Source organism: Brachybacterium sp. GCM10030268 (assembly GCF_042666305.1).
Lineage (GTDB): Bacteria > Actinomycetota > Actinomycetes > Actinomycetales > Dermabacteraceae > Brachybacterium.
The window spans coordinates 111,291-136,060 of record NZ_JBHTCW010000002.1 but is presented as its reverse complement, the minus strand read 5'-3'; the positions used below and the strand labels follow the sequence as shown (position 1 = coordinate 136,060).

General features: G+C 70.5%; 22 protein-coding genes. 6 read left to right on the top strand and 16 right to left on the bottom strand.

Going from position 1 to position 24,770, the window contains the following annotated elements:
• Positions 1 to 2: 2 nt before the first annotated feature.
• From ACFQRD_RS03655 to ACFQRD_RS03630, 6 genes are all read right to left on the bottom strand, one after another.
• Complete coding sequence (locus ACFQRD_RS03655) at positions 3 to 965, bottom strand: aspartate carbamoyltransferase catalytic subunit (RefSeq protein ID WP_377019500.1); 963 nt, start codon at positions 963 to 965, stop codon at positions 3 to 5.
• Positions 962 to 1,567: a bifunctional pyr operon transcriptional regulator/uracil phosphoribosyltransferase PyrR gene (gene pyrR, locus ACFQRD_RS03650; protein ID WP_377019499.1), complete on the bottom strand. Its 606-nt coding sequence runs from the start codon at positions 1,565 to 1,567 to the stop codon at positions 962 to 964. The genes ACFQRD_RS03655 and pyrR overlap by 4 nt, the downstream gene beginning before the upstream one ends.
• Positions 1,568 to 1,784: 217 nt before the next feature.
• Entirely contained in the window at positions 1,785 to 2,321 is a 537-nt protein-coding gene (locus ACFQRD_RS03645) for a transcription antitermination protein NusB (protein WP_377019497.1), read from the bottom strand.
• Positions 2,318 to 2,878, bottom strand: coding sequence for an elongation factor P (gene efp, locus ACFQRD_RS03640; RefSeq protein ID WP_377019496.1), 561 nt, complete (start codon positions 2,876 to 2,878; stop codon positions 2,318 to 2,320). Before efp ends, ACFQRD_RS03645 begins: the two co-directional genes overlap by 4 nt.
• A 75-nt stretch (positions 2,879 to 2,953) precedes the next feature.
• Positions 2,954 to 3,571 (bottom strand): MarR family transcriptional regulator, encoded by a 618-nt coding sequence (locus tag ACFQRD_RS03635; protein ID WP_377019495.1) that lies wholly within the window; start codon positions 3,569 to 3,571, stop codon positions 2,954 to 2,956.
• 417 nt (positions 3,572 to 3,988) lie between these two features.
• Complete coding sequence (locus tag ACFQRD_RS03630) at positions 3,989 to 5,593, bottom strand: ABC-F family ATP-binding cassette domain-containing protein (protein ID WP_377020018.1); 1,605 nt, start codon at positions 5,591 to 5,593, stop codon at positions 3,989 to 3,991.
• A gap of 292 nt (positions 5,594 to 5,885) precedes the next feature.
• Between ACFQRD_RS03630 and ald the strand changes: the two genes are divergently transcribed.
• A complete protein-coding gene (ald, locus tag ACFQRD_RS03625; RefSeq protein WP_377020019.1) occupies positions 5,886 to 7,001 on the top strand; it encodes an alanine dehydrogenase in 1,116 nt (371 codons plus the stop codon).
• Between the two features lie 120 nt (positions 7,002 to 7,121).
• On the opposite strand, the gene ACFQRD_RS03620 is transcribed toward ald, so the two are convergent.
• The 6 genes from ACFQRD_RS03620 to ACFQRD_RS03595 all read right to left on the bottom strand — a co-directional run bounded on the left by ACFQRD_RS03620 (position 7,122) and on the right by ACFQRD_RS03595 (position 12,218).
• Entirely contained in the window at positions 7,122 to 7,454 is a 333-nt protein-coding gene (locus ACFQRD_RS03620) for a metal-sulfur cluster assembly factor (RefSeq protein WP_377020020.1), read from the bottom strand.
• A 100-nt stretch (positions 7,455 to 7,554) separates the two neighbouring features.
• On the bottom strand, positions 7,555 to 8,313 hold the full coding sequence (gene sufC / locus ACFQRD_RS03615; RefSeq protein WP_377020021.1) for a Fe-S cluster assembly ATPase SufC: 759 nt from the start codon (positions 8,311 to 8,313) through the stop codon (positions 7,555 to 7,557).
• 77 nt (positions 8,314 to 8,390) lie between these two features.
• A complete protein-coding gene (locus ACFQRD_RS03610; RefSeq protein ID WP_377020022.1) occupies positions 8,391 to 8,729 on the bottom strand; it encodes a non-heme iron oxygenase ferredoxin subunit in 339 nt (112 codons plus the stop codon).
• A complete protein-coding gene (gene sufD, locus ACFQRD_RS03605) occupies positions 8,729 to 10,057 on the bottom strand; it encodes a Fe-S cluster assembly protein SufD (RefSeq protein WP_377020023.1) in 1,329 nt (442 codons plus the stop codon). The genes ACFQRD_RS03610 and sufD overlap by 1 nt, the downstream gene beginning before the upstream one ends.
• Positions 10,057 to 11,484, bottom strand: coding sequence for a Fe-S cluster assembly protein SufB (gene sufB, locus ACFQRD_RS03600; RefSeq protein ID WP_377020024.1), 1,428 nt, complete (start codon positions 11,482 to 11,484; stop codon positions 10,057 to 10,059). The genes sufD and sufB overlap by 1 nt, the downstream gene beginning before the upstream one ends.
• Positions 11,481 to 12,218, bottom strand: a complete 738-nt coding sequence (locus tag ACFQRD_RS03595; protein ID WP_377020025.1) for a helix-turn-helix transcriptional regulator — start codon at positions 12,216 to 12,218, stop codon at positions 11,481 to 11,483. Before ACFQRD_RS03595 ends, sufB begins: the two co-directional genes overlap by 4 nt.
• 198 nt (positions 12,219 to 12,416) lie before the next feature.
• Here ACFQRD_RS03595 and ACFQRD_RS03590 point away from each other — a divergent pair, with 198 nt between their 5' ends.
• The 5 genes from ACFQRD_RS03590 (at position 12,417) to map (ending at position 17,475) form a co-directional block, all read left to right on the top strand.
• Positions 12,417 to 13,496, top strand: coding sequence for a glutathione S-transferase family protein (locus ACFQRD_RS03590; RefSeq protein WP_377020026.1), 1,080 nt, complete (start codon positions 12,417 to 12,419; stop codon positions 13,494 to 13,496).
• A gap of 139 nt (positions 13,497 to 13,635) precedes the next feature.
• Positions 13,636 to 14,598: an ABC transporter ATP-binding protein gene (locus ACFQRD_RS03585; protein WP_377020027.1), complete on the top strand. Its 963-nt coding sequence runs from the start codon at positions 13,636 to 13,638 to the stop codon at positions 14,596 to 14,598.
• Positions 14,599 to 14,741: 143 nt separating this feature from the next.
• Entirely contained in the window at positions 14,742 to 15,461 is a 720-nt protein-coding gene (locus ACFQRD_RS03580; RefSeq protein WP_377803499.1) for an ABC transporter permease, read from the top strand.
• 137 nt (positions 15,462 to 15,598) lie between these two features.
• The gene (locus ACFQRD_RS03575; protein ID WP_377020029.1) at positions 15,599 to 16,657 is read left to right on the top strand and encodes a heme A synthase; all 1,059 of its coding nucleotides are present in this window, start codon (positions 15,599 to 15,601) and stop codon (positions 16,655 to 16,657) included.
• On the top strand, positions 16,654 to 17,475 hold the full coding sequence (gene map, locus ACFQRD_RS03570; protein ID WP_377020030.1) for a type I methionyl aminopeptidase: 822 nt from the start codon (positions 16,654 to 16,656) through the stop codon (positions 17,473 to 17,475). Before ACFQRD_RS03575 ends, map begins: the two co-directional genes overlap by 4 nt.
• A gap of 93 nt (positions 17,476 to 17,568) precedes the next feature.
• Here the strand turns inward: map and ACFQRD_RS03565 are convergent, their stop codons facing one another.
• The 4 genes from ACFQRD_RS03565 to ACFQRD_RS03550 all read right to left on the bottom strand — a co-directional run bounded on the left by ACFQRD_RS03565 (position 17,569) and on the right by ACFQRD_RS03550 (position 24,547).
• Positions 17,569 to 19,485, bottom strand: a complete 1,917-nt coding sequence (locus ACFQRD_RS03565) for a 1-deoxy-D-xylulose-5-phosphate synthase (protein WP_377020031.1) — start codon at positions 19,483 to 19,485, stop codon at positions 17,569 to 17,571.
• 207 nt (positions 19,486 to 19,692) lie between these two features.
• The gene (locus ACFQRD_RS03560) at positions 19,693 to 20,040 is read right to left on the bottom strand and encodes an iron chaperone (RefSeq protein ID WP_377020032.1); all 348 of its coding nucleotides are present in this window, start codon (positions 20,038 to 20,040) and stop codon (positions 19,693 to 19,695) included.
• Positions 20,041 to 20,239: 199 nt separating this feature from the next.
• Positions 20,240 to 23,029 carry an aconitate hydratase AcnA gene (gene acnA, locus ACFQRD_RS03555; protein WP_377020033.1) on the bottom strand — a complete coding sequence of 930 codons (2,790 nt, stop codon included), beginning with the start codon at positions 23,027 to 23,029 and terminating at the stop codon, positions 20,240 to 20,242.
• 195 nt (positions 23,030 to 23,224) lie between these two features.
• Complete coding sequence (locus tag ACFQRD_RS03550) at positions 23,225 to 24,547, bottom strand: class I SAM-dependent RNA methyltransferase (protein WP_377020034.1); 1,323 nt, start codon at positions 24,545 to 24,547, stop codon at positions 23,225 to 23,227.
• Between the last annotated feature and the right edge of the window lie 223 nt (positions 24,548 to 24,770).

Below are 24,770 nucleotides of genomic sequence, written 5' to 3'. Positions count from 1 at the left end.
TCTCAGTTCTCACGGGGCGCCTCCCGGGCGTCGGTGGCGAGCAGGTGGTAGAGAACGGCCATGCGCACGAACACGCCGGAGGCGACCTGTTCGACGATGACGCTGCGCGGGGAGTCGGCGACGTCCCCCGCGATCTCGAAGCCGCGGTTCATCGGGCCGGGATGCAGGACGATCGCGTGCTCCGGCAGCGCGGCGGCCCTCGCCGTGGTCAGTCCGTAGCGGCGGGAGTACTCCCCCTCGGTGGGGAAGAAGCCGCCGCCGACCATGCGTTCGCGCTGGACGCGCAGCATCATGACGGCGTCGGGTCCGGTGGCCAGGGCCTCGTCGAGGTCGTAGGCGACCTCGCAGGGCCAGGCCGAGCCGCCGACGGGCACCAGGGCGGGCGGGGCGACCAGCGTCACCCGCGCCCCCAGCAGCGTCAGCAGCAGCACGTTCGAGCGGGCCACGCGGGAGTGGAGGATGTCGCCGACGATGACGATGTGGCAGCCGTCCAGGCCCGCGGTGGGATCTCCGGGACGCAGGTGGCGGCGCAGGGTGAAGGCATCGAGCATCGCCTGGGTGGGGTGCTCGTGCGCACCGTCCCCTGCGTTGACGATGGGCTGATCGATCCAGCCGGCGTGGGCCAGCAGGTGGGCCGCGCCGGAGGATCCGGAGCGCACCACGACCGCGTCGGCCCCCATGGCCTGCAGAGTCAGCGCCGTGTCCTTGAGCGACTCGCCCTTGGAGAGGCTCGAGCCCTTGGCGGAGAAGTTGATGACGTCGGCCGAGAGCCGCTTCGCGGCCGCCTCGAAGCTGATCCGGGTGCGGGTGGAGTCCTCGAAGAAGAGGTTGACCACGGTGGTGCCCACCAGGGTGGGCAGCTTGCGGATCGAGCGGGACTGGGTCTCGGCCATGTGCGCGGCGGTGGCCAGCACGGCGGTCGCCTCGGCGCGGTCGAGGTCGGCGATGGAGATGAAGTGCCTCATGCCCGTCCCTCCCCCGCTGCCGGACGGACGATGTCGACCGCGTCCTCCCCGTCGGTCTCGGCGAGCTGGACGTGCACGCGCTCGCTGCGGGAGGTGGGGAGGTTCTTGCCGACGTGGTCGGCGCGGATGGGCAGCTGCCGGTGCCCGCGATCGACCAGGACCGCGAGGCGGACGGCGGACGGGCGGCCGATCGCGCCCAGCGCGTCCAAGGCGGCGCGCACGGTGCGGCCGGAATACAGCACGTCGTCGACCAGCACGACGGTGCGGCCGTCGATCCCGGCACGCGGGATCCTCGTGGGGCTGGGAGCGCGGGTCGGGTTGTGGCGCAGATCGTCGCGGTACATCGTGATGTCGAGGCTGCCGGCGAGGTCGTCGACCGGGCGCTGGTCACCCTCGGCCCGGGTGATCTGCTGCGCGAGTCGCTCGGCCAGCGGGACCCCGCGATGCGGGATGCCCAGGAGCACGAGGTCGTCGGCCCCGTGGCCGCTCTCGAGGATCTCGTGGGCGATGCGCGTCAGGGCCCGGCGGATCTCCTCCGCCCCGAGGACCCGGGAGCGCTCTGCCTCGCGGAGGTCCGCGGGGCTCGTGTCGTCGTCATGCATGGGTGTTCTCCCTTCCACGCCTCACGGGACGTGTCGTTAAAGGGTGTGGTGCTCGTGCGAGCTGTGCCGAGTCTAAGCGGGATCGGCCGGGCGCCGCGCGCGGGACCGCCCCTCGGACGCCGCGCCCGAGTCGCCGGGCCAATCCGTCCGGGAGCCTCGAGCGGTGCGCTGTCCGTCCCTGTCGGAGGCCTGTGCCTGTCGGGGGTCGGCGGCCCCGTCAGCTGACCAGTCCGCGGATGTCGACCAGGCGCTGCAGCAGCCCGTTGACGAACCGCGGGGAGTCGTCGGTCGAGAGCACCTCGGCGATCTTGGTGTACTCGCCGATGATCGCGCCGCGACCCGCCTCCTCCTCGCCGTAGAGCACCTCGGCGGCTCCGAGGCGGAGCACGGCCCGGTCCACGGCCGGCATGCGGTGCAGGGGCCAGTCACGCGAATGCGTCGCGAGGTCCTCGTCGATGTCGACGGCGTAGGGCGCGTACAGCTCCACCAGATCCCGCGCGCGCTGCGGGAGCGGGGTCTGCGCGGCGGTCACCCGCAGCCGTTCCTCGAGCACATCGAGCACGTCCAGCTGCCGGGCGTCGGCCTCGAACAGCACGTCCAGGGCACGGACCCGGTCGCGGGAGCGGCCGTGGAGGCGGTCGGTGCGGGCGGGGATGGTGCGCTCGAAGCTGAACTCCTCCCCCTCCCGCGCGGGGAGAGGGAGGCCGGGGTCCCGAGAAGCTCCGGGCTCCTCAGAGGTGGAACCTGGGGTCACTTGACGCGCTCGAGGTATTCGCCGCTGCGGGTGTCGACCTTGACCTTGTCGCCCTGGTTCAGGAACAGCGGCACCTGGATCTCGCGGCCGGTCTCCAGCGTCGCGGGCTTGGTGCCGCCGCTGGAGCGGTCGCCCTGCAGGCCGGGCTCGGTGAACTGGATCTCCATGACCACCGACGGGGGCAGCTCCACGAACAGCGCGTTGCCCTCGTGGAAGGCCACCACGACGTCCTGGCCCTCCATCATGAAGTCCTTGGCGTCACCGACGATCTCCGGCGTGAGGCTGGTCTGCTCCCAGTTCGAGGTGTCCATGAAGACGTACATCTCGCCGTCGATGTAGGAGAACTGCATGTCGCGTCGGTCCACGGTCGCCGTCTCGACCTTCACGCCGGCGTTGAAGGTCTTGTCGACTCCCTTGCCGGACATGACGTTCTTCAGCTTGGTGCGCACGAAGGCCGGGCCCTTGCCGGGCTTGACGTGCTGGAACTCGACAACGCTCCACAGCTGCTTGTCCAGAACGAGGACCATCCCGTTCTTGAGGTCGTTCGTCGTCGCCATGAGTCTCCTCGGTAGTCGTCGGGGCCCGTCAAGGATAGCGCGCAGGCAGGCACCCGCCGGGCGAGACGGGCACGCTCAGCGGGCCGACGTGAGGTCGATCATGCTCAGCAGGCGTATCGCCAGCGGGTGCGCGGCGTGCTCCTCCCGCCAGCCGCTGGTCTTCACCGCCCGCGAGACGGTCTGCTGGGTGACCCCGAGGCGCTGGGCCAGCTGGGCCTGCGTCGCACCGGGATGCTCCCTCAGGGCGCGCACAGCTTCCCACTGGCCGCGGTTGCGGGTACGGATCATCCACCCGATCAGGCGCAGCACGGCCTCGGCGTCCTCGGCGGTCTCGCGGTGGCGCGCATCGGCGGCCCGTACGACGACGGGGACGCTCGAGGTGGTGCGGGCGGATCGCACCGCGCCGGCAGCGGCATCGACCGCTGGGCCCGCGACCGCGCGGACCGATTCGGGCAGGGGCTTCTCGATCGCTCCGACCCCGAGACCGATCGCCCAGTCCCCGTCCTCGCGGGCACGCAGCAGTGCCTCCAGAGCGGCGTCGGCCCGAGCAGCGAGGGCGAGCACGTCGGGGCCAGCGGTGCGTTCGGCGGGCAGCGCGAGGGGGATGGGCGAGAGCGATTCGAGCAGTGCGGGGACCGGGTCGGTGCTCGAACGGGCGCGCAGCGCCTCACCGGAGAACGACAGGACGAACATGGGCTTCCACCACCTGATCCGGGGTCTCCGTCGCGTCCGCGATACCGGACGGTGACTACGCCGATTACGACTGTTCCAGAGAGTACAGCGCTTCGACGCAGACTCCCCGAGATCAGCCGGAACACGCCGAGAGGACGGGACTGTGCCGGGTCGGTCCCGGGCATCGGGACAGGAAATCTCCACGTGGCCGATCTGCCACCGGCACTGGCACGAACAGCACCGGCATTGGCACTGGCACTGGCACTGGCACGAACATGTAGCTCAGCGGCCCGCGCCCCTCTCCTGGAGGGGTCCAGTGCCGCTCAGCTACACGTTTTTGCCACCTGGCGCACGGGCCACTTTGCCACGGGGCGCACGGGCGCACGGGGGCGCTGGCTACGGGTGCCGGCCCGGTCCTGAGCTGTCCGGCCGAGAGGATCAGGCCAGCTCGACGAGCTCCTGGTACGAGGCGTTCCAGAGGTCCTCGACGGCGTCGGGCATCATCAGCACCCGCTCGGGCGACAGCGCGGAGACAGCGCCGGGATCATGGGAGATCAGCACGACGGACCCTTCGAACGCCGCGAGTGCGCCCAGGATCTCCGCACGGCTGGCGGGATCGAGGTTGTTCGTCGGCTCATCCAGCAGCAGCACGTTCGCGCTGGAGACCACCAGAGTGGCCAGCGCCAGACGGGTCTTCTCGCCGCCGGAGAGCACGTGCGTGGGCTTGTGCACGTCGTCCCCCGTGAACAGGAACGACCCCAGGATCTTGCGCGCCTCGACCTCGGGGAGCTCGTAGGCCGCGGTCATCATGTTCTCGAGCACCGTGCGGTCCAGGTCGAGCGTCTCGTGCTCCTGCGCGTAGTAGCCCACGCGCAGCCCGTGGCCGGGGAGGATCTCGCCGGTGTCCGGCTCGTCGACGCCCGCCAGGATCCGCATCAGCGTGGTCTTGCCGGCACCGTTCAGGCCCAGGATCACCACGCGGGAGCCGCGGTCGATGGCGAGGTCCACGCCGGCGAAGATCTCGAGGCTGCCGTAGGACTTCGAGAGGTCGCGCGCCATCAGCGGGGTCTTGCCGCACGGGGCGGGCTTGGGGAAGCGCAGGGAGGCGACGCGATCGGTCTGCCGCTCCTCCTCGACGCCGTCGAGCATGCGCTCGGCGCGCTTGAGCATGTTCTGGGCCGCCACGGCCTTGGTGGCCTTCGCGCGCATCTTGTCGGCCTGTGCCGTGAGCTGCGTGGCCTTCTTCTGGGCGTTCTGCCGTTCGCGCTTGCGGCGCTTCTCGTCGTCCTCGCGCTGACGCTGGTACAGCTTCCAGCCCATGTTGTAGATGTCGATGACGGCGCGGTTGGCGTCGAGGTAGAAGACCTTGTTGACGACCTCTTCGACCAGATCCACGTCGTGGCTGATCACGATCAGCGCGCCGGAGTAGCCCATGAGGTACTCGCGCAGCCACGCGATCGAGTCCGCGTCGAGGTGGTTGGTGGGCTCGTCGAGGATCATCGTCTGCGCCTGGGAGAACAGGATGCGGGCGAGCTCGACGCGGCGGCGCTGGCCGCCGGAGAGGGTGCCCAGCTCCTGCTCGAGCAGGCGGTTGGGCAGACCCAGGTTCGCCGACATGCGCTTGGCCTCGGCCTCGGCCGCGTATCCGCCGCGGGACTCGAGCTCGCTCATCAGTCGCGGATACCGGTCCATGGCCTTCTCGCGCTTGGCCTCGCTGAGGCTCATGTCCCCCATCTCCTCCTCGGCGCGGCGCAGCTTCGAGAAGACGTCGTCGAGGCCACGGGCGGAGAGGATCCGGGAGATGACCGACTCGTGCTCGTCGCCGGTGTGCGTGTCCTGCGGGAGGTAGCCGAGCTCGCCGGAGACGTCGACGGAGCCCTCACTGGGGGCGAGCGTCCCGGAGAGCACCTTGGTCAGCGTGGTCTTGCCGGCCCCGTTGCGGCCGACGAGGCCCACCCGGTCCCCGGGCGTGATCTGGAACGAGACCCCGCTCATGAGCACACGGGCACCGACGCGGATGGCGAGGTCGTGCACGGTGATCACGGGATGATGCTCCTGTTTCGCGGGGTCGGGCGCGCGCCCGGGGCTGCTCGTCTGGCCCGCCGGATCGGTCGCGACCGGTGCGGGGCCGGATCGAGTCTAGGTGCGGGGTGCGCTGGTAGTCGCTGAATATCGCCCCACGGTGCCGCGAACCACAGTCCCGGGCCCGCGGCGGCCCCGTCCGTCACGAGACCGTCTCGCTCCGCCATCCCGGCCCCATCGCCCGAGCATGGGTGCCATCCTGGGCGCGAACGGCCGCGGGAAGCGGCCTCGGAACCACGCAGGAAGGCTCGTCATGCGCATCGGGGTGCCGCGGGAGATCAAGAACAACGAGAACCGGGTGGGCCTGACCGCCGCCGGGGTCCATGAGCTCGCCGTGCGCGGCCACGAGGTGGTCGTCGAGGCCGCGGCGGGCCTGGGAGCGCGCATCACCGATGAGGACTACCGGGCCGCGGGCGCCCGCGTGCTCGGTACGGCCGACGAGGTCTGGGAGCAGGCCGAGATGATCGTGAAGGTCAAGGAGCCGCTGCCGGAGGAGTACGGGCGACTGCGACGAGGCCAGGTGCTGATGACCTACCTCCACCTCGCCGCGGACCAGGGTCTCACCGAAGCCCTGCTGACCTCCGGGACCACGGCGATCGGGTACGAGACCGTGCAGCTGCCGGACCGGTCCCTGCCGCTGCTGGCACCGATGAGCATGATCGCCGGCCGCCTCGCCTCTCAGGTCGCGGCGTATCACCTGATGACGCCGCTGGGCGGCTCCGGCATGCTGATGGGCGGCGTGCCGGGCACCGATGAGGCCGACGTGGTGATCATCGGCGGCGGCGTGGTCGGTGAGCAGGCGGCGATGATGGCGCACGGGCTGCACGCGGACGTCACCGTGATGGATCTGAACGTCTCCCGGCTGGGCCAGATCGCCACCGTCCATCACGGCGGCATCCTCACCCGGTACTCCACCACGCTGGACCTGGCCGCGAAGCTCCGCGAGGCCGACGTGGTGATCGGGTCGGTGCTGATCCCGGGCAAGCGAGCCCCGAAGCTCGTGACCGACGAGATGGTCGCGACCATGAAACCGGGCTCGGTGCTCGTCGACGTCGCGATCGATCAGGGCGGGTGCTTCGAGAACTCCCGTCCCACCACGCACGATGATCCGACCTTCACCGTCCACGACACGGTCTTCTACTGCGTGGCGAACATGCCCGGCTCGGTCCCGGTCACGGCGACGGCGGCGCTGACCAATGCGACTCTCCCCTACGTCCTGAAGGTCGCCGGCAGCGGCTGGCGCGAGGCGATGCGGGCCGACGGCGCTCTGGCCCTGGGCCTGCATACCCACGAGGGAGCTCTCACGCATGCCGGCACCGGTGAGGCGCACGGCCTCGAGGTCACGCCGGCCGGCGATCTCATCGGCTGACGCTCGTCCGGCGACAGCCGGTGATCGATCCGGGTCTCTCCGGGCTCACTGTGGTCCGTCGTGCACAGGAAGAACCCCCTGATCTGCCGTTGGGCAGATCAGGGGGTCCCGTGCGTCAGGTCAGAGGTTGAAGCCGATCGCGCGCAGCTGCTCGCGGCCGTCCTCGGTGATCTTCTCCATGCCCCACGGCGGCATCCACACCCAGTTGATGCGGTGCGTCTCCGTGATGGGGTCGAGCACGGCGAACGTCTGCTCCTCGAGCATGTCCGTCAGGGGGCACGCGGCGGAGGTCAGGGTCATATCGATGACGGCGTGGCCGTCCTCGACGGTGACGCCGTAGACGAGGCCGAGATCGACGACGTTGATCCCGAGCTCGGGGTCGATCACGTCCTTCATCGCCTCGGTGACGTCATCGGCGGTGACGGTGGCCGACGGGGTCTTCTGGTCGGTCATGGCATCCTCCCGGTCAGGCGCGGGCCGCGGTCACGGCCCGCTGGTGGGGTGGTGCCGGGCCGGCCGCGGGATGGATCCCGGGCCGGACCGGATGGTGGCGTCAGTTGGCGCCGACGAGGAAGCGGTCGTAGCCCTCGTTCTCGAGGCGCTCGGCGAGCTCCGGGCCGCCCTGCTCCGCGATCTTGCCGCCGACGAAGACGTGGACGAAGTCCGGCTTCACGTACTGCAGGATACGGGTGTAGTGCGTGATCAGCATGATGCCGACGTCGGTGTTCTCCTTGGCCCGGTTGACGCCCTCGGAGACGATGCGCAGCGCGTCGACGTCGAGGCCGGAATCGGTCTCGTCGAGGATCGCGATGCCGGGCTTGAGCAGCTGCATCTGCAGGATCTCGTGGCGCTTCTTCTCGCCACCGGAGAAGCCCTCGTTGACGTTGCGCTCGGCGAAGACGGGGTCCATGCGCAGATCATCCATGGAGCCCTTGACGTCCTTGACCCAGGTGCGCAGCGAGGGGGCCTCGCCGTCGATCGCGGTCTTGGCGGTGCGCAGGAAGTTCGACACGGTCACGCCGGGGACCTCGACCGGGTACTGCATGGCCAGGAAGAGGCCGGCGCGGGCGCGCTCGTCGACGCTCATCTCCAGCACGTCCTCACCGTCGAGCGTCAGCTCGCCCTCGGTGATCTCGTACTTGGGGTGGCCGGCGACCGCGTAGGCGAGGGTCGACTTGCCGGAGCCGTTGGGCCCCATGATGGCGTGGGTCTCGCCCGACTTGATGGTCAGGTCGACGCCCTTGAGGATCTCCTTGGTGCCCTCGGGGGTCTCGACGGTGGCGTGGAGGTTCTTGATCTCCAGAATCGACATAGGTGGTTCTCCTTGGCCAGGGGTGCTGGTGGATTCGTGAGGTGGGGCGGGCTCCGGCCGGCGGCGCCCGATGATGATCAGAGGGTGGAGGCTCCGGTCGGGTCGACGAGGATCTCGCCGCTGGACTCGTCCACCCGGACGGGGAAGACCCGCACGGGCAGGACGGCGGGCAGCTGCAGGGGCCGGCCCGTGACCAGGTCGAACTGGCTGCCGTGCTTCCAGCATTCGATGGTGCAGCCCTCGACGTCGCCGTCCGACAAGGCGATCTCGTCGTGCGAGCAGACGTCCTCGAGGGCGTGGACGCCGCCGTCCTCGTCGCGCACCAGGGCGATCTCGATGTCGTCGGCGACGACGTCGATCGCCTCGCCGGGGGCGAGACGGTCCAGGGTGGCGACGGGGACGAAGGCGTCGCTCATCAGTTCATGCTCCGTGCGAGCTCGGACTCGATGGACTCGAAGAGGTGCTCACGGATCTCGGGCACGTCGATGCGCTGGATGAGCTCGGCGAAGAAGCCGCGCACGACCAGACGCCGCGCCTCCTTCTCCGGGATCCCCCGCGCGCGCAGGTAGAACAGCTGCTCGTCGTCGAAGCGACCGGTGGCAGCCGCGTGACCGGCACCCTCGATCTCCCCGGTCTCGATCTCCAGGTTCGGCACCGAATCGGCGCGGGCACCCTCGGTCAGAACCAGGTTGCGGTTCAGCTCGTAGGTGTTGGTGCCCTCGGCCTCCTTGCGGATCAGTACGTCGCCGACCCAGACGGACCGTGCCTTGCTGCCCTGCAGCGCACCCTTGTAGGCCACGTTCGAGGTGCAGTTCGGCGCCGCGTGATCGACGAAGAGCCGGTGCTCGAGGAACTGGCCGGAGTCGGAGAAGTACAGGCCCAGGTTCTCGATCTCGCCGCCCGGGGCGGCGAACTCGCCGATGGCGTTGACCCGCACGGCGCTGCCGCCGAGGGAGACCACGATGTGCTTGATCTTCGCGTCACGCCCCACACGAGCGTGGTGGGTCGCCACGTGCAGCGCGTCGTCGTCCCAGTCCTGCAGCGCGATGACCGTCATCTGCGAGTTGTCGCCGACGACCATCTCCACGTTCTGCGCGTACTGGGCCGAGCCGGTGTGGTTCAGCACGAAGGTCGCCGAGGAGGACTCCTGGGTCTCCAGCACGATGTGTGCGTTGCCGCGACGGTCCGCGCCCTGACCGTTGATCCCGACCCGGAACGGCTCGGAGAGCTCGGTGTTCTTCGGTGCCACCAGGTGCAGGGCCTGCTCGGTGCGGGCCGAGGCGATGGCAGCGGTGAGGTCCTCGGGCACCAGTGCGGTGCCGCGGGGCGCCTGGCCGGGGGCGAGCACCGAGGTCTCCGGGGCGCCCTCGGGCACGTCGATGCTGTAGTCCAGGGCGGGATCGCCCTCACGGTCGTCGGTGGGGACGTCCTCGAACAGCGGGGCGAAGCGGCGCAGCGGGGTGAAGCGCCACTCCTCGACCTTGCTGGTGGGCACGGCGTGGTCGCCGAGCTCGAAGGAGCGCTTGCGCGCGCCGCGGTTCAGCGCGGCACGCTCGGGATTCTTCTCGCCGGGAAGGGCCAGGCCCTCCTCCTCCAGCTCGGGGGCGGCCGCCGGCCGCGCACCGTCCAGGGCCGACTGAGCAGCGACGGGAGCCGCACCGGCGGCGTTCCCGACGTTCTCGTTGGCCGCGGGATCCCCAGCGCTCTCGGCACCGGTGAGGTCGTACGTATCTGAGGCAGTCATCAACCGACTGCTCCTTCCATCTGCAGCTCGATCAGGCGGTTCAGTTCGAGGGCGTACTCCATGGGGAGCTCGCGCGCGATGGGTTCGATGAACCCGCGCACGATCATCGCCATCGCCTCGGTCTCCTCCAGGCCTCGGCTCATGAGGTAGAACAGCTGCTCCTCGGAGACCTTGGAGACGGTCGCCTCGTGGCCCATCTGGACGTCGTCGACGCGGACGTCCACGTAGGGGTAGGTGTCGGTGCGGGAGATCTGGTCCACCAGCAGCGCGTCGCACAGCACGGTGGAGGCCGCGTGCTCGGCGCCGGGCATCACCTGGACCAGGCCGCGGTAGGACGTGCGGCCACCTCCGCGCGAGACCGACTTGGAGACGATCGAGCTGGAGGTGTGCGGGGCCATGTGGACCATCTTGGAGCCGGTGTCCTGCTGCTGGTTCTCGCCGGCGAAGGCGATCGACAGCGTCTCGCCGCGGGCGTGCTCGCCCATCAGCCAGACCGCCGGGTACTTCATGGTGACCTTGGAGCCGATGTTGCCGTCGACCCACTCCATGGTGCCGCCCTGCTCGACCGTGGTGCGCTTGGTGACCAGGTTGTACACGTTGTTCGACCAGTTCTGGATCGTCGTGTAGCGGACACGGGCGTCCTTCTTGACGACGATCTCCACGACGGCCGAGTGCAGGGAGTCCGACTTGTAGATCGGCGCGGTGCAGCCCTCGACGTAGTGCACGTAGGAGCCCTCGTCGGCGATGATCAGCGTGCGCTCGAACTGGCCCATGTTCTCGGTGTTGATCCGGAAGTAGGCCTGCAGCGGGATCTCCACGTGCACGCCCTTGGGGACGTAGACGAAGGAGCCGCCCGACCACACCGCGGTGTTCAGCGCGGAGAACTTGTTGTCACCGGCGGGGATGACGGAGCCGAAGTACTCCTGGAACAGCTCCGGGTGCTCGCGCAGCCCGGTGTCGGTGTCCATGAAGATGACGCCCTGCTCCTCCAGGTCCTCGCGGATCTGGTGGTAGACGACCTCGGACTCGTACTGCGCGGCGACACCGGCGACCAGGCGCTGCTTCTCGGCCTCGGGGATGCCGAGCCGGTCGTAGGTCTCCTTAATGTCCGCGGGCAGGTCGTCCCAGTCGGTGACCTGGGCCTCCGTGGACCGCACGAAGTACTTGATGTCCTCGAAGGCGATGCCCGACAGATCCGGGCCCCACGTGGGCATGGGCTTCTTGTCGAACAGCTTGAGCGCCTTCAGGCGGCGCTCGAGCATCCATTCGGGCTCGTCCTTCTTGGCGGAGATGTCACGGACGACCTCTTCGCTCAGGCCGCGGCGCGCGCTGGCACCGGCCGTGTCCTCGTCGTGCCAGCCAAAGGCGTACTGGCCGACGGACTCGATGATCTCGTCCTGTGTCAGCTTCTCTGGTGCGCTCGTCATGGTGTCCTTCCCTCGGTGAGCGGAATGTGTGTCGTGCAAGCGTGCGCGCCCTGCGCCAGGGTGGCCAGGCGCTGGACGGGTGCTCCGATAATGCGGGAGATGACTTCAGTCTCGGCCTCGCACAGCTCGGGGTGATCTGCGGCGACGTCGAGGACGGGGCAGTGCCCATGGCACAGCTGCGCTGTCACGAGCGTACGCGGGCTGCCGCCCGGTCGTGTGTTCGTGGCAGGCATCGGGACGTGCAGCGGACGCACCGTGGTGGCGTACCCGCGGGCGGTGAGCATCTCGGCCAGCAGTTCCACCCGCCGAGCCAGGGTGACGGTCTCCCCGGCGGCCTCGCACTCGGCGACCCGCTGCGACAGCGCCGCCTCCCAATCCGCGATACGGCGCCCGGCGAGCCGTGACACCGCCTCGTCCCCGCCGAGGCGCGCGAGCTCCTCGAAGGCCATCACCGCGAGGTCGTCGTACCCGCCGGGCAGGGACTCGTGGGCGGACTTCGAGAGCACGAAGGCCTTGCTGGGGCGTCCACGGCCGCGATGGCCGATGGGTACGTCATGCTCGGCGATGGTCCCGTCGGCCTCCAGCGCCGCGAGATGGCGACGCACCGCAGCACTGGTGAGACCGAACCGCTCCGCCAGCTGGCGGGCAGTGATCGGGCCGTGCGCCGAGATGGCGTCGACCAGGCGATCTCGCGTGGTGAGAGTGCTGCCGGGATCCGGCTGTTCCGCTGTCATCGGCGCCTCACCTTCTCCCTGCTCTGGCCTGCTCACCTGACGGCACCCCAATATTTTACAACACGTAGCTTTCCTAAAACCGCTCGACCGGTGTGCGGCATGGCACCGCTTCCGTCTCCGCTCATTTTCAACTACCCTGGGAGGCGGCGCGGCATCCCCCGCGATCGCCTCCCCACGAGAGACCGAGGAAGAGAAGCCATGAGCATCGAGGACGCCACCAGCACCGCGGACTCCGGCCAGGAGCATTCGACCGAGGGCTCCTACGTCCACCAGGGCAAGCCCTTCGACCGCGACATGAACTACATCGCCGACCGCATCACGGAGGACGCCCGGGACGGATGGCCCGTCGAGCCCGGCCGCTACCACCTCGTCGCCGCCCGCGCCTGCCCGTGGGCCAATCGCACCCTGATCTCGCGCCGCCTGCACGGCCTCGAGGACGTCCTCTCCGTGGGCATGCCCGGTCCCACCCACGACAAGCGCTCGTGGACTTTCGATCTCGATGAGGGCGGGAAGGACCCGGTCCTGGGCTACGAGCGTCTCCAGCAGGCCTATTTCGCGCGCTTCCCCGACTACCCGCGCGGCATCACGGTGCCCGCCATGGTCGACATCCCCTCCAAGGCCGTCGTGACCAACGACTTCCAGCAGATCACGCTGGACTTCGCCACCCAGTGGAGCGCCCACCACCGCGACGGCGCCCCGGATCTCTACCCCGAGGCCCAGCGCGAGGAGATCGACGCCCTCAACACGTGGATGCTGCACCGGGTCAACAACGGTGTGTACAAGACCGGTTTCGCCGGCTCCCAGGACGTCTACGAGAGCGAGTACCGCAAGCTGTGGGTGGCGCTCGACGAACTGGAGGACCGTCTCTCGCACAGCCGGTACCTGATGGGGCCCGCGATCACGGAGGCCGACGTGCGCCTGTTTCCCACCCTGATCCGCTTCGACCCGGTCTACTACAGCCACTTCAAGGCGAACCGTCAGCCGCTGGCGACCATGCCGAACCTGTGGAACTACACCAAGGACCTGTTCCAGACGCCCGGCTTCGGCGACACGATCGACCTCGAACAGATCAAGACGCACTACTACTACGTCCAGACCGACATCAACCCGACCCAGGTGGTGCCCGTCGGTCCGGATATGAGCCACCTCATGGATGCTCACGACCGTGACCGCTTCCCCACCAACACGTGGGGCGATGGTGGCACCGCCCCCGAGCCGCCGTTGGCGGCCGAGGTCGTCGACCCCGAGCACACCCCGCTGCACGTGACCGGGCGCTGAGCGCCCACGGACAGCAGGGCAGGTTCGCTCGGGGCCTGCGGCCGGGCGCGGCGGGCCGGTCGGCCGCGGCGGGGCGGCCACGGCGGGGCGGCCGCGGCGGGGCGGTCGCACCTCCGCCGCGCCTACCATGGGTGCCGACATGACAGACCACTCCCCCGCGCCGTCCCCGGCGCCGCCGGCCCTGCACGCCGAGAGCCTCACGCACTTCTACGGCCCCGTCCGCGCCCTGGACGGGCTCTCGCTGACCGCGCGCCGCGGTGAGGTGACAGCGCTCCTGGGTCCCAACGGCGCGGGCAAGACCACCGTGGTCTCCTGCGCCACCGGGCTGCTGCGCCCCGTCGGCGGAACCGTGTCGGTGCTGGGCCGCGACCCCTGGCGCGCCGGCCCCGGCCACCGTGCCCGCGTCGGCGTCATGATCCAGGACGGCGGGCTGACCTCGGGGGCCCGAGCCATGTCTCTGCTGCGCTACGGGGCGAGCCTGCATGCCGCCCCGCTGCCGGTGGACGAGGTCGCCGAGCACCTCGGGATCGACGAGTTCGCCACCACCCTCGTGCGGAGGCTGTCCGGTGGACAGCGGCAGCGCCTCGCGCTGGCCCTCGCGATCATCGGCCGTCCCGAGCTGATCTTCCTGGACGAGCCCACGGCCGGCATGGACCCCTCGATCCGGCAGCGGGTGCGCCACCTGATCCGTTCCCTCGCCGACACCGGCACGGCCGTCGTGCTGACCACCCACATGATGGACGACGTGGTCGGCCTGGCCGACGCCGTCTGCGTCATCGCCGGCGGGAGGACCCTGGCCACGGGCTCCGTCCAGGACATCATCACCGCGCACGACGCCCAGCACGGCGCCGTCGCCGTACGCGCGACCGCGCACGGCGTCGACCCGGCCTCCGTGCCCGCTCTCGAGGCGGACCTGCAGGCCGCCGCCGCTCGTCACGGCGCACGGCTGGAGATCACCGGTGCCGGCGCCGCGGATCTCGAGGCCGTGCTGCTGGACCTCATGCAGCAGGACCGTGCGGATCGGCAGGAGCCCGCGTCGCGAGCTGGGGCGCCGCTCGCCCCGGGCAGCAGTGTCGCCGCGCCCGCTGAGGAGCTGAGATGAGCCCCGCCGCCGATGACGCACCCCTGTCGTCACCATCGCCCGCATCACGGCCTGCCCAGACCCGCCGAGCCGGCGGGAGCCCGGGGCCGACCTCGGCGCCTGCCCCGCGGCCCGCGCCGCGGCCTGCGTCGATGCTGCGCAGGGTGATCGCCCATGCCGCGCTCGAGGCACGGACGCTCCTCTCGAACGGCGAGCAGCTGATGGTGGCGATCGCCCTGCCCGCCATGGTGCTCATCGGCCTGCGCCTGCTGCCCATCGGCAGCCTCGACGGCGCGGACCCGATCGACACGGCGCTCTCCGCGACCCTGGCCACCGCGCTGATCTCGACGTCCTTCACCTCCCAGGCGATCCAGACCGGGTTCGACCGCCGCAACGGCGTGCTGCGCTGGGTGGCGACCACACCGCTGGGACGCGACGGGTACCTCGCCGGCAAGATCCTCGCCACGCTGCTCGTCCAGGTGATCCAGGTCCTCGTGCTCGGCGGGCTCGCTCTGATCCTCGGCTGGAGACCCGCAGCGCTGGAGATGCTGGCGGTGGTCCCGGTATGGGTGCTCGGCACCGTCGCCTTCGGCTCGCTCGGCCTGCTGATCGCCGGCCTCCTGCGCACCGAAGCGGTGCTCGCGGTCTCCAACCTGGTGTTCGTCGTCCTGGTGGCCGCCGGCGGTGTCGCCCTGCCGCCGGCGACCTATCCGCATCTGCTGCGCGGCCTGGTGGATCTGCTGCCCTCGGGTGCTCTCGGGGAGCTGATGCGGGCGTGCCTGGCCGGAGGCCCGTTCTCCCCGGGCTCGCTGCTGGTGCTGATGGCATGGGCGGTGCTCGGTGCGCTCGCCGTGATCCGCTGGTTCCGCTGGACCGACAGCTGAAGGATCCCCTGCCGCGGTGATCGACCCGCTGAGTGCCCGGGGCTCGGAGCGGTCGCCATCCCGATGCAGTGCGGGATCGGTCGCATCAGCGACGCTCGATCAGGGAACTTCCCGTCGCCATCCCTAGAATCGACCGCATGTCCTCCGGTCCCGTCGCCTCGCCCGCGACCGCACGCGTCCCCGAGCGCCACGGCCGCATCACCACGCTGCCCGATCCTCGCCTGCGGTCCTGGGGACCGCGGCGCCGGGCACGCCTCGCCGCGATCGCGCTGTGGGGAAACCTCATCTGCCAGATGGGCATCATCCTCTCCGGCGGCGCGGTGCGGTTGACCGGCAGCGGGCTGGGCTGCTCGACGTGGCCGAACTGCGAGCCCGGCCAGTTCACACCGGAGTTCACGATGGCCTCCGGTATCCACCCGTTCGTGGAGTTCGGAAATCGCACCCTGACCGGCGTGCTGAGCATCTTCGCGATCGCGGTGCTGCTGGTGACGTGGCGGTGGCTGAGCCACAAGGGTCCCGGGTTCCGCCGCTTGGCCTGGGTGCCGCTGATCGGCACCCTGCTGCAAGGGCTGATCGGGGCTTTCGTGGTGTGGCTCCACCTCCACCCGGGACTGGTCAGCCCGCACTTCCTGATCTCCCCGCTGCTCGGGGCGGTCTCCATGGTGCTGCTGGTGCGCCTGTACGACGGGGACGGCCCCGTCCGGCCGGCCGTGCCGACCCGCGCGCTGGGGATCTTCATCGCGCTGGCAGCCGTCGGGTTCACTGTGCTCGTGCTGGGCACGATCGTCACCGGCACCGGCCCCCATTCCGGCGACGCCGGCGAGATCACCCGCATCGCGATGGATCCGCGCCTGGCCGCCCGGCTCCACGCCGGTGCCGTCTACGTGTTCTGCGCCCTGCTGATCGCTCTGCTGATCGTGCTGCACCGCCACGGGGCCCGCCCCGAGGCCACCACCGCCGCCTGGGGCCTCGTCGTGCTGACTCTGCTCCAAGGCGTCATCGGGTACGTCCAGTACTACACCGGGCTCCCGGAGCTGATCGTCTTCTTCCACCTGATCGGCGCCTCGCTGTTCGCCGCCGCCATCGCCTGGGTGGGAGCCCGCCTGGTCACCTGGCAGTGGGCCGAGGAGCGCACGTCCTCCGCTGACCCAGCCGATCCCCCTGCCGCCCGCCCCGACACCTCGGAGACCTCATGATCCTCGGACGACGCCGCCGCGACGCGACGCAGGAGCTGCCCACCCTGGACCAGGCCCGGCCGGCCGGCGAGTTCGTCGCCTCGGTGCTCTCCCACCTGCGCTCCGTGGTCGATGTCGGATGGAATCTGCTGGAGATCGACGCCGAAGCGCATCGGCTGATCCGCGAGGTCGGCGCGACCAGCTGCTATCTCGATTACCACCCGGCCTTCGGGGCCTCCCCCTTCGGCCACGTCATCTGCACCTCGGTCAACGACGGCGTCCTACACGGCCGCCCCTACGACCGGGTCCTGGCCGACGGCGACCTGCTCTCGCTGGATTTCGCCGTGGAGGTCGAGGGCTGGGTCGCCGACTCCTGCCTCTCGATCACGGTGGGCACGCCCCGCCCCGAGGATCTGCAGCTGATCCGCGACACCGAACAGGTGATGTGGGCGGGCATCGATCAGGTGCGCGCCGGCAACACGGTCGGCGACATCGGCCATGCCGTCATGAACGAGGCCCACAGCCTCGGATACACGATCAACAACCGCTTCGGCGGGCACGGCGTCGGCCGGACCATGCACGAAGCGCCGTTCGTGCCCAACCACGGCACCCCGGGCGGAGGGCTCGAGCTCGTCGCCGGCCAACTGCTGACCGTCGAGCCGTTCCTCTCCCCCACCACCTCCGAGCTCGTGGTCGATGAGGCCGACGGCTGGACCCAGCTCTCGGCCGACGGCTCCCGCGGAGCGCACGCGGAGCACACGCTGCAGGTCACCGAGGGCGACCCGGTCATCCTCACGGCCCGGGCGGACGACCCCGCTCCGCGCAGCTCCCTGGGCTGAGCAGCTCCCTGGGCCGAGGAGCCCTGGACCGAGGAGTCACAGCTCCCCGGGCCATGGAGCCATGGCTCCCCAGGACGGGTGCAGCCGCGCGCGTCAGCGCAGCACGTCACGCACCGCCGATGCGATGCCGGGAGCGTCCAGGCCCTGCTCGGCGAGGAGGCGTCCGCGGTCCCCGTGCGGGATGAACGACTGGTCGATCCCGAGGGTGCGCACGGGCGGCGTCGGCCTCGAGACGCTCGCGCGGTCGCCGAGGTGTCCGCGAAGCGCCGCTCCGACACCACGGGAGGCGACGCCGTCCTCGAGGGTGACCACGGCGCGGGCACCGGCGGCCAGGTCGACCAGCTCCGCGGGGACAGGCAGCGCCTGGAGAGGATCAAGGACCACGACGTTCCCCAGCCCGGAGCATTCCTGAGCAGCCGCGACGGCGCGATCGGCCAGCGCGCCGATGCTCACGATCAGCACGTCGATCGGCTGCTCGACGTCCCCGGCCAGCACATGCCCCGCCGCCGTCACGGTGACGGCGTCCATCTCCGCCGGGCACGAGCCCTTCGGGAAGCGCACCAGCGACGGCCCCGCCACGGTGAGGGCGGCGGTCACAGCATCATCGAGTCGCGTGCCGTCACGCGGCGCCCAGACGGCCATTCCCGGGACCTGGGCAGCGAGGGCGAGGTCCCAGATGCCGTGATGGCTCGGCCCGTCGGGGCCGGTGATCCCGGCGCGGTCGAGCGTGAGGGTGACGTCCTCGCCGTGCAGCGCGACGTCCAGCAGCAGTTGGTCGAAGGCCCGGTTCAGGAACGTCGAGTACAGGGCGACCAGAGGCTTCGCCCCGCCGCGGGAGAGTCCGGCAGCGGTGTCCAGGGCGAGCTGTTCGGCGATGCCGACGTCGATCACGCGCTCGGGCAGCTCGCGCTGCATCGATGCGAGGCCGACGGGGTCGATCATCGCGGCGCTGAGGGCCACGACGCGATCGTCCGCGCGTGCGGCCTCGAGAACCGCCGCGGAGAAGCGAGCGGTCCAGGTTGCGGGAGGGGCCGGCGAATCGCTCGCCTCCGGGACCGGAGCGCTCTCGGGTTCGTTCGGCGGCTCGATGTCGAAGGGCCCGGTGGTGTGCCAGTGGTCGAGGGCGTCCATCTCGGCGCGGGCGAAGCCTGCTCCCTTACGGGTGATCACGTGCAGCACCACACCGGGGCGCTCCGGATCCTCGGCCGCCGCCCGGGCCTGCCGCAGTGCGCGCGCCAGGGCTGCGTGGTCGTGGCCGTCGATCGGCCCCAGGTAGGTCAGTCCCAGGGAGCTGAACAGGTCGTCGCCCGCCGCGACCGTGCCCTCGCGCAGGTCTCGCAGGTGCTGTGACAGTCCCCCGACGGTCGGCGCGTAGGAACGGGTGTTGTCGTTGAGCACCACGATGGTGCGTGAGCCGACGTCGGTGGCGAGCTCGTTGAGCGCTTCGAGGCCGACGCCGCCGGTCAGTGCCCCGTCGCCGGTGACCGCGACGGACACCCCGGGCTCGCCGGCGAGGCGGTGGGCGCGGTCGATGCCGTGCGCCCAGGCGATCGAGCCGGAGGCGTGGGAGTTCTCGACGACGTCGTGGGCGGACTCGGCGCGGTCCGGGTACCCGGCCGTGCCTCCGGCGCCGCGGAGGCCGGCGAGATCGGCGCGGCCGGTGAGCATCTTGTGCACGTAGGCCTGATGGCCGGTGTCGAACACGATCGCCTCGCGCGGCGAGTCGAGCTCGCGGTGCAGGGCGAGGGTCAGTTCGACGACGCCGAGGTTGGGACCGAGGTGCCCGCCGTGCTGCGAGGTGATCTCCACCAGCCGTCGGCGCAGGGTGCGTGCGAGCGCCGGCAGCTCGGTGGGGGCCAGCTCGCGCAGCCGGGCGGGATCGGCGGGGATGTCCACGTCCGTCGGTCCGGCCCCGGGTGATGCGTCACCGGCGGCCGGGCGAGGGGCCGCGGAGGGGGCCGGCGCGGACGGTGCGGCGTACCGGACGGCATGCTGCTGAGAGGTCGACATGCGCAGGTCCTCCATCGGCCTCGGGGACGGGATGCCGCCAGCGTACGTCGTGCTGACCTGTATCGACGGACCGCATGGTCACATTCGTGCACATCTTCACCGGTGATTCACCGGTCCCCACCGGGGTGTGCATCGCGGTGCAGTATCCGTGCGCAGCGGTGCACTAGTGGACGTCGCCGCACTGCTGCGCGGTGCCGTCGGGCTCGCTCATCTCCCGTGCTCGCGGCGGGAGGCGAGCGCGAGCTGACGGATCAGATCCCCGGGTATCGGCTTCCGCGCCGTGAAGGTGACACCGGTCTTGGTCGCCTTCAGCCCGGCCGCGGCGATGTCCTCGGCGTGCGACGCGATGGCACCTGCGGCGACATACAGGCCGCACTGCCGGCTGAAGGCGGCATACCCCGCGACGACCGATCCCCCGATCTCGAAGCCCGGCATGTCGTACTTGAGGACCTCACGTGCCTCCGGCAGGGCGGCCGCAAGCTCGCCGCGGAGCTGTTCGAGCACCGGCCGGAACTGCTCGGGCGCCGCGGAGATGTAGGCCTCGTGATCGGACATCATCATCCCCTTCCGGACGTCTCGGACCAGCGCTGGCCAGGAGCCTAGTCCCATATCCGGATGAGAACCATGCCCGCTCCGCGCAGTGCGCCCCGCCAGGCCGAAGCCTGACGGGGCGCACGCACTCACGGGGACTCTCGCCCACGGTCGATGAACCGGGGTCGACGACCCGGGCTGCGGGAGCCCGGGCCGTCCCGGCTCACGCGACCAGCTGGCGCAGCACGTACTGCAGGATGCCGCCGTTGCGGAAGTACTCGGCCTCGCCGGGGGTGTCGATGCGGACGTCCGCGTCGAACTCCACCGTGGTGCCGTCCTCCTTCTGTGCGGTGACGGCGACCTGCTTGGGGCTGGCGCCCTCGTTGATGGCGGAGACGCCGGCGATGGAGAAGGTCTCGCTGCCGTCCAGGCCCAGCGACTCGGCGGACTCGCCGGCCGGGAACTGCAGCGGCAGCACGCCCATCCCGATGAGGTTGGAGCGGTGGATGCGCTCGAAGCTCTCGGCGATCACGGCCTGCACCCCGAGGAGCTTGGTGCCCTTGGCGGCCCAGTCCCGGGAGGAGCCGGTGCCGTACTCCTTGCCGGCCAGCACGACCAGCGGGATGTCCTGCTCGGCGTAGGCCTGGGCGGCGTCGTAGATGAACTCCTGCTCACCGGTCAGGAAGTTCTTCGTGTAGCCGCCCTCGACCCCGTCCAGGAGCTGGTTGCGGATACGGATGTTGGCGAAGGTGCCGCGGATCATCACCTCGTGGTTGCCGCGGCGCGAGCCGTAGGAGTTGAAGTCCTTGCGCGCGACCCCGTGCTCCTGGAGGTAGCGACCGGCCGGGGAGTCGAGCTTGATCGCGCCCGCGGGCGAGATGTGGTCGGTGGTGGTGGAGTCGCCGACCTTGACCAGGACACGGGCGCCCTCGATGTCGGTGACCGGCTCCGGGCGCAGCTCCATGCCCTCGAAGTACGGGGGCTTGCGCACGTAGGTGGACTCCTCGTCCCACGCGAACGTCGCACCCTCGGGAGTGTCGAGGTTGCGCCAGCGCTCGTCTCCGGTGAAGACGTCCTTGTAGTCGTCGGTGAACATCTCCTGGGAGATGGATTCGGCGATGACCTGCTCGACCTCGGTGGGGCTGGGCCAGATGTCGCGCAGGTAGACGTCCTTGCCGTCCTTGTCGGTGCCCAGCGGGTCGTTCTCGAAGTCGAAGTCCATCGTGCCCGCGAGCGCGTAGGCGATGACCAGCGGCGGGGAGGCCAGGTAGTTCATCTTCACGTCGGGGTTGATGCGGCCCTCGAAGTTGCGGTTGCCCGAGAGCACTGCCGTGACGGCGAGGTCCTTCTCGGCGATGGCCTCGGAGATCTCCGGGGACAGCGGGCCGGAGTTGCCGATGCACGTGGTGCAGCCGTAGCCGACGAGATGGAAGCCGAGCTCCTCGAGCGCGGGCCACAGGCCGGCCTTGGTGTAGTAGTTCGTGACCACCTGGGACCCGGGCGCCATGGAGGTCTTCACCCACGGCTTCGAGGTCAGGCCCCGGTCGGCGGCGTTGCGGGCCAGCAGGCCGGCCGCCATCATCACCGAGGGGTTGGAGGTGTTGGTGCAGGACGTGATCGAGGCGATCGAGACGATGCCGTGGTCGATCGAGAAGTCCTGACCCTTGACCTGCACCGGGTTCGAGGCACGGCCCTGAGCCGCGGGCACCTCCACGGGGGCCTCGCCGCCGGAGTCGTTGTCGGAGCCCTGGGCGGCCGGGTCCGAGGCCGGGAAGGTGCCGGACTCGGGCGTATCGATCTCGTGGACGGGAACGCCGTCGCCGGCGTAGGAGGGGAGGACCTCGCGGAAGTTCTCCTTGGCCTCGGTCAGGGCCACGCGGTCCTGCGGGCGCTTGGGGCCGGCGATCGAGGGGACCACGGTGGACAGGTCCAGCTCGAGGTACTCGGAGTACTCGGCCTCCTTCGAGGGGTCGTGCCACAGCCCCTGGCGCTTGGCGTAGGCCTCGACGAGGGCCAGCTGCTCCTCGGAGCGGCCGGTCAGGCGCAGGTAGTCCACGGTGACCTCGTCGACCGGGAAGATCGCGCAGGTGGAGCCGAACTCGGGGCTCATGTTGCCGATGGTGGCACGGTTGGCCAGCGGGACCTGGGCGACACCCTCGCCGTAGAACTCGACGAACTTGCCGACGGCGCCGTGCTCGCGGAGCATCTCGGTGATCGTGAGCACGACGTCGGTCGCAGTCGCCGCCGGCGGGATCTCGCCGGTCAGCTTGAAGCCGACCACGCGCGGGATGAGCATGGAGACCGGCTGGCCGAGCATGGCGGCCTCGGCCTCGATGCCGCCGACGCCCCAGCCCAGCACGCCCAGGCCGTTGACCATCGTGGTGTGGGAGTCGGTGCCGACACAGGAGTCCGGGTACGCGCGGAGTGCGCCATCGACCTCGCGGGTCATGACGGTGCGGGCAAGGTACTCGATGTTGACCTGGTGGACGATGCCGGTGCCCGGGGGCACCACCTTGAAGTCGTCGAAGGCGGTCTGGCCCCAGCGCAGGAACTGGTAGCGCTCCTTGTTGCGCTCGTACTCCAGCTCCATGTTCTGCTCGAGGGCGTCGAGCCTGCCGGCCACGTCGATCATCACGGAGTGGTCGATGACCATCTCGGCCGGGGCGAGGGGGTTGATCTTCTCGGGGTCACCGCCGAGCTCCTGCATGGCCTCGCGCATGGTGGCGAGGTCGACCACACAGGGCACACCGGTGAAGTCCTGCATGATCACGCGGGCCGGGGTGAACTGGATCTCGACCGAGGGATCGGCGCTGGGCTGCCAGTTCGCCAGCGCGCGGACGTGGTCGGCGGTGATGTTCGCACCGTCCTCGGTGCGCAGCAGGTTCTCCAGCAGGATCTTGAGGCTGTAGGGAAGCTTGTCGGCGCCCTCCACGGCGTCGAGCGCGAAGATCTCGTAGTCGGTGCCGCCGACGGTGAGATCCTGTTTCGCGGCGAATGAGTCGACAGTGCTCATGAGGCGAACTCCTTGGGTGATGAGGCGACCCCTCCATCGTATGCGCGCCCGCCGGGGCGGACGGGCGAACGCCGTGACCGTCCCGGGCGGCGCGCAGGTGCACGACGCTCGCCGGACGTGGCCACGGGGGTCTCCGGAGTGATCTCCGGTAGATATCTTGACGTCAAGATAAAGCCTACCACGGGAGCGCCGGGCTCAGGACTCGCTGTCGCGCTCCAGCACCACCACCGACTCCACGTGGTGGGTATGCGGGAAGAGGTCGAAGGCGCGCAGCTCGGAGATCTTCCAGCCGGCCTTCTCGATCGCGGCGAGGTCGCGGGCCAGGGTGGAGGGCTCGCAGGAGACGTACACGATCCGCTGTCGCACCGCCTTGGCCAGCAGACCCATCAGTTCGGTGCCGGCGCCGTTGCGGGGCGGGTCGAGCACGACCACGTCCACGCCGCCACGACGGGCTCTGACCCAGTCGGTGACGTCGGCCGTGGCGGTCGAGACCTGGGGCAGATCCTCGAGGTTCTCGGCCGCCAGCTGGGAGGCGCGGCGGTTGCCCTCGACCGTGATGACGCTGCCGTCACGGCCGACCTGCTCCGCCGCGGTCGCAGCGAACAGGCCCACACCTCCGTAGAGGTCCCAGGCACTGCCGCCGTGGGGCGCCCGAAGGGTGGACTCGACGACCTCGCTGAGCAGCTCCGCCGCGCGGCGGTGAGCCTGCCAGAAGCCCGTGGCGCTGACGGCGAACAGGCGCTCGCCCACCCGTTCGCGCACGGTTCCGTCCCCGCGCAGCGGCACCAGGCCGCGGCCGGTGCGCACGGCGACCCCGGCATCGCCCCAGCTGTCCGGGACGACGACCGAGGCGGGGTCGAGCTCGCGACCGATCAGCACCACGGAGGCGGGTCCCGCCGACGGGGCCACGGCGTCGATCGCCTCGGTGCCCTCCGGGGCGGTCCACTCCCCCAGGCGCAGGTCCCGGATGGCCGGGGCGGCCAACGGGTTCTCGCCGGCGTCGCGCACCTCGTGGGAGCGCCATCCGCGCATCCCGACGCGCCCGTCGGCATCGACGGCGAAGCGCACGCGGGTGCGCCATCCGAGCCCGTCGAGATCGTGCGGCGCGGGCTCGACCTGCACGTCCTCGATCGGGTAGCTGGTCACTCCGGCGCGGCGCAGCAGTTCCTGCATGACCTCGCTGGCGATGCGGCGCTGGGCGGGGAGGGCGATGTGGGCCCATTCCGCCCCGCCGACGCCGTCAGCGGCGGCCTCCTCCCACACCGAGGGCACCCGGTCCACGCCGGCCTCGAGCACATCGATCGCCTCGGCGCGCCAGAACCGGGCCGAGGCGTTCTCCTCGGGGTCATCGAGCAGCCGGGCCGTCACGGTCTCTCCCGGTGTGGTGCCACGGACGAAGACCACTCGTCCCTCGTGGCGGGCGACGAAGGTGCCGCCGGCCGCGGGTGGTCCGACGGTGAGAGTCAGAAGTCGGCCGCCGACGGCGGGGCTGGGCACTCGTTCGGCGTCCGGGCTCATCGGACCACTCCTCCTCCGTCCGCGCGCACTCGTGCCGTCGCGGACCGCAGCTCCTCGATCTCGTGGCGAGTTCCGGCGCCGGCCGAGGCTCACGCCCGGGAACTCTTCGGCCCCCAGTGTCCCACCAGGCGGACCCCTGCGGGGACCGGCACGCTCCCGCCCGGGCGAGCTGAGGCCCAGCAGAAGCCTACGTCTCGGCACCGGAAGGACGAGGCGCCGGGTG

Excerpts from the sequence above, each read along its gene's own strand:
- ACFQRD_RS03655 (WP_377019500.1), bottom strand. The coding sequence starts at position 965 with ATGAGGCACTTCATCTCCATCGCCGACCTCGACCGCGCCGAGGCGACC.
- pyrR (WP_377019499.1), bottom strand. The coding sequence starts at position 1,567 with ATGCATGACGACGACACGAGCCCCGCGGACCTCCGCGAGGCAGAGCGC.
- efp (WP_377019496.1), bottom strand. The coding sequence starts at position 2,878 with ATGGCGACGACGAACGACCTCAAGAACGGGATGGTCCTCGTTCTGGAC.
- ACFQRD_RS03635 (WP_377019495.1), bottom strand. The coding sequence starts at position 3,571 with ATGTTCGTCCTGTCGTTCTCCGGTGAGGCGCTGCGCGCCCGTTCGAGC.
- ald (WP_377020019.1), top strand. The coding sequence starts at position 5,886 with ATGCGCATCGGGGTGCCGCGGGAGATCAAGAACAACGAGAACCGGGTG.
- ACFQRD_RS03620 (WP_377020020.1), bottom strand. The coding sequence starts at position 7,454 with ATGACCGACCAGAAGACCCCGTCGGCCACCGTCACCGCCGATGACGTC.
- sufC (WP_377020021.1), bottom strand. The coding sequence starts at position 8,313 with ATGTCGATTCTGGAGATCAAGAACCTCCACGCCACCGTCGAGACCCCC.
- ACFQRD_RS03610 (WP_377020022.1), bottom strand. The coding sequence starts at position 8,729 with ATGAGCGACGCCTTCGTCCCCGTCGCCACCCTGGACCGTCTCGCCCCC.
- sufD (WP_377020023.1), bottom strand. The coding sequence starts at position 10,057 with ATGACTGCCTCAGATACGTACGACCTCACCGGTGCCGAGAGCGCTGGG.
- sufB (WP_377020024.1), bottom strand. The coding sequence starts at position 11,484 with ATGACGAGCGCACCAGAGAAGCTGACACAGGACGAGATCATCGAGTCC.
- ACFQRD_RS03595 (WP_377020025.1), bottom strand. The coding sequence starts at position 12,218 with ATGACAGCGGAACAGCCGGATCCCGGCAGCACTCTCACCACGCGAGAT.
- ACFQRD_RS03590 (WP_377020026.1), top strand. The coding sequence starts at position 12,417 with ATGAGCATCGAGGACGCCACCAGCACCGCGGACTCCGGCCAGGAGCAT.
- ACFQRD_RS03585 (WP_377020027.1), top strand. The coding sequence starts at position 13,636 with ATGACAGACCACTCCCCCGCGCCGTCCCCGGCGCCGCCGGCCCTGCAC.
- ACFQRD_RS03575 (WP_377020029.1), top strand. The coding sequence starts at position 15,599 with ATGTCCTCCGGTCCCGTCGCCTCGCCCGCGACCGCACGCGTCCCCGAG.
- map (WP_377020030.1), top strand. The coding sequence starts at position 16,654 with ATGATCCTCGGACGACGCCGCCGCGACGCGACGCAGGAGCTGCCCACC.
- ACFQRD_RS03565 (WP_377020031.1), bottom strand. The coding sequence starts at position 19,485 with ATGTCGACCTCTCAGCAGCATGCCGTCCGGTACGCCGCACCGTCCGCG.
- ACFQRD_RS03560 (WP_377020032.1), bottom strand. The coding sequence starts at position 20,040 with ATGTCCGATCACGAGGCCTACATCTCCGCGGCGCCCGAGCAGTTCCGG.
- acnA (WP_377020033.1), bottom strand. The coding sequence starts at position 23,029 with ATGAGCACTGTCGACTCATTCGCCGCGAAACAGGATCTCACCGTCGGC.
- ACFQRD_RS03550 (WP_377020034.1), bottom strand. The coding sequence starts at position 24,547 with ATGAGCCCGGACGCCGAACGAGTGCCCAGCCCCGCCGTCGGCGGCCGA.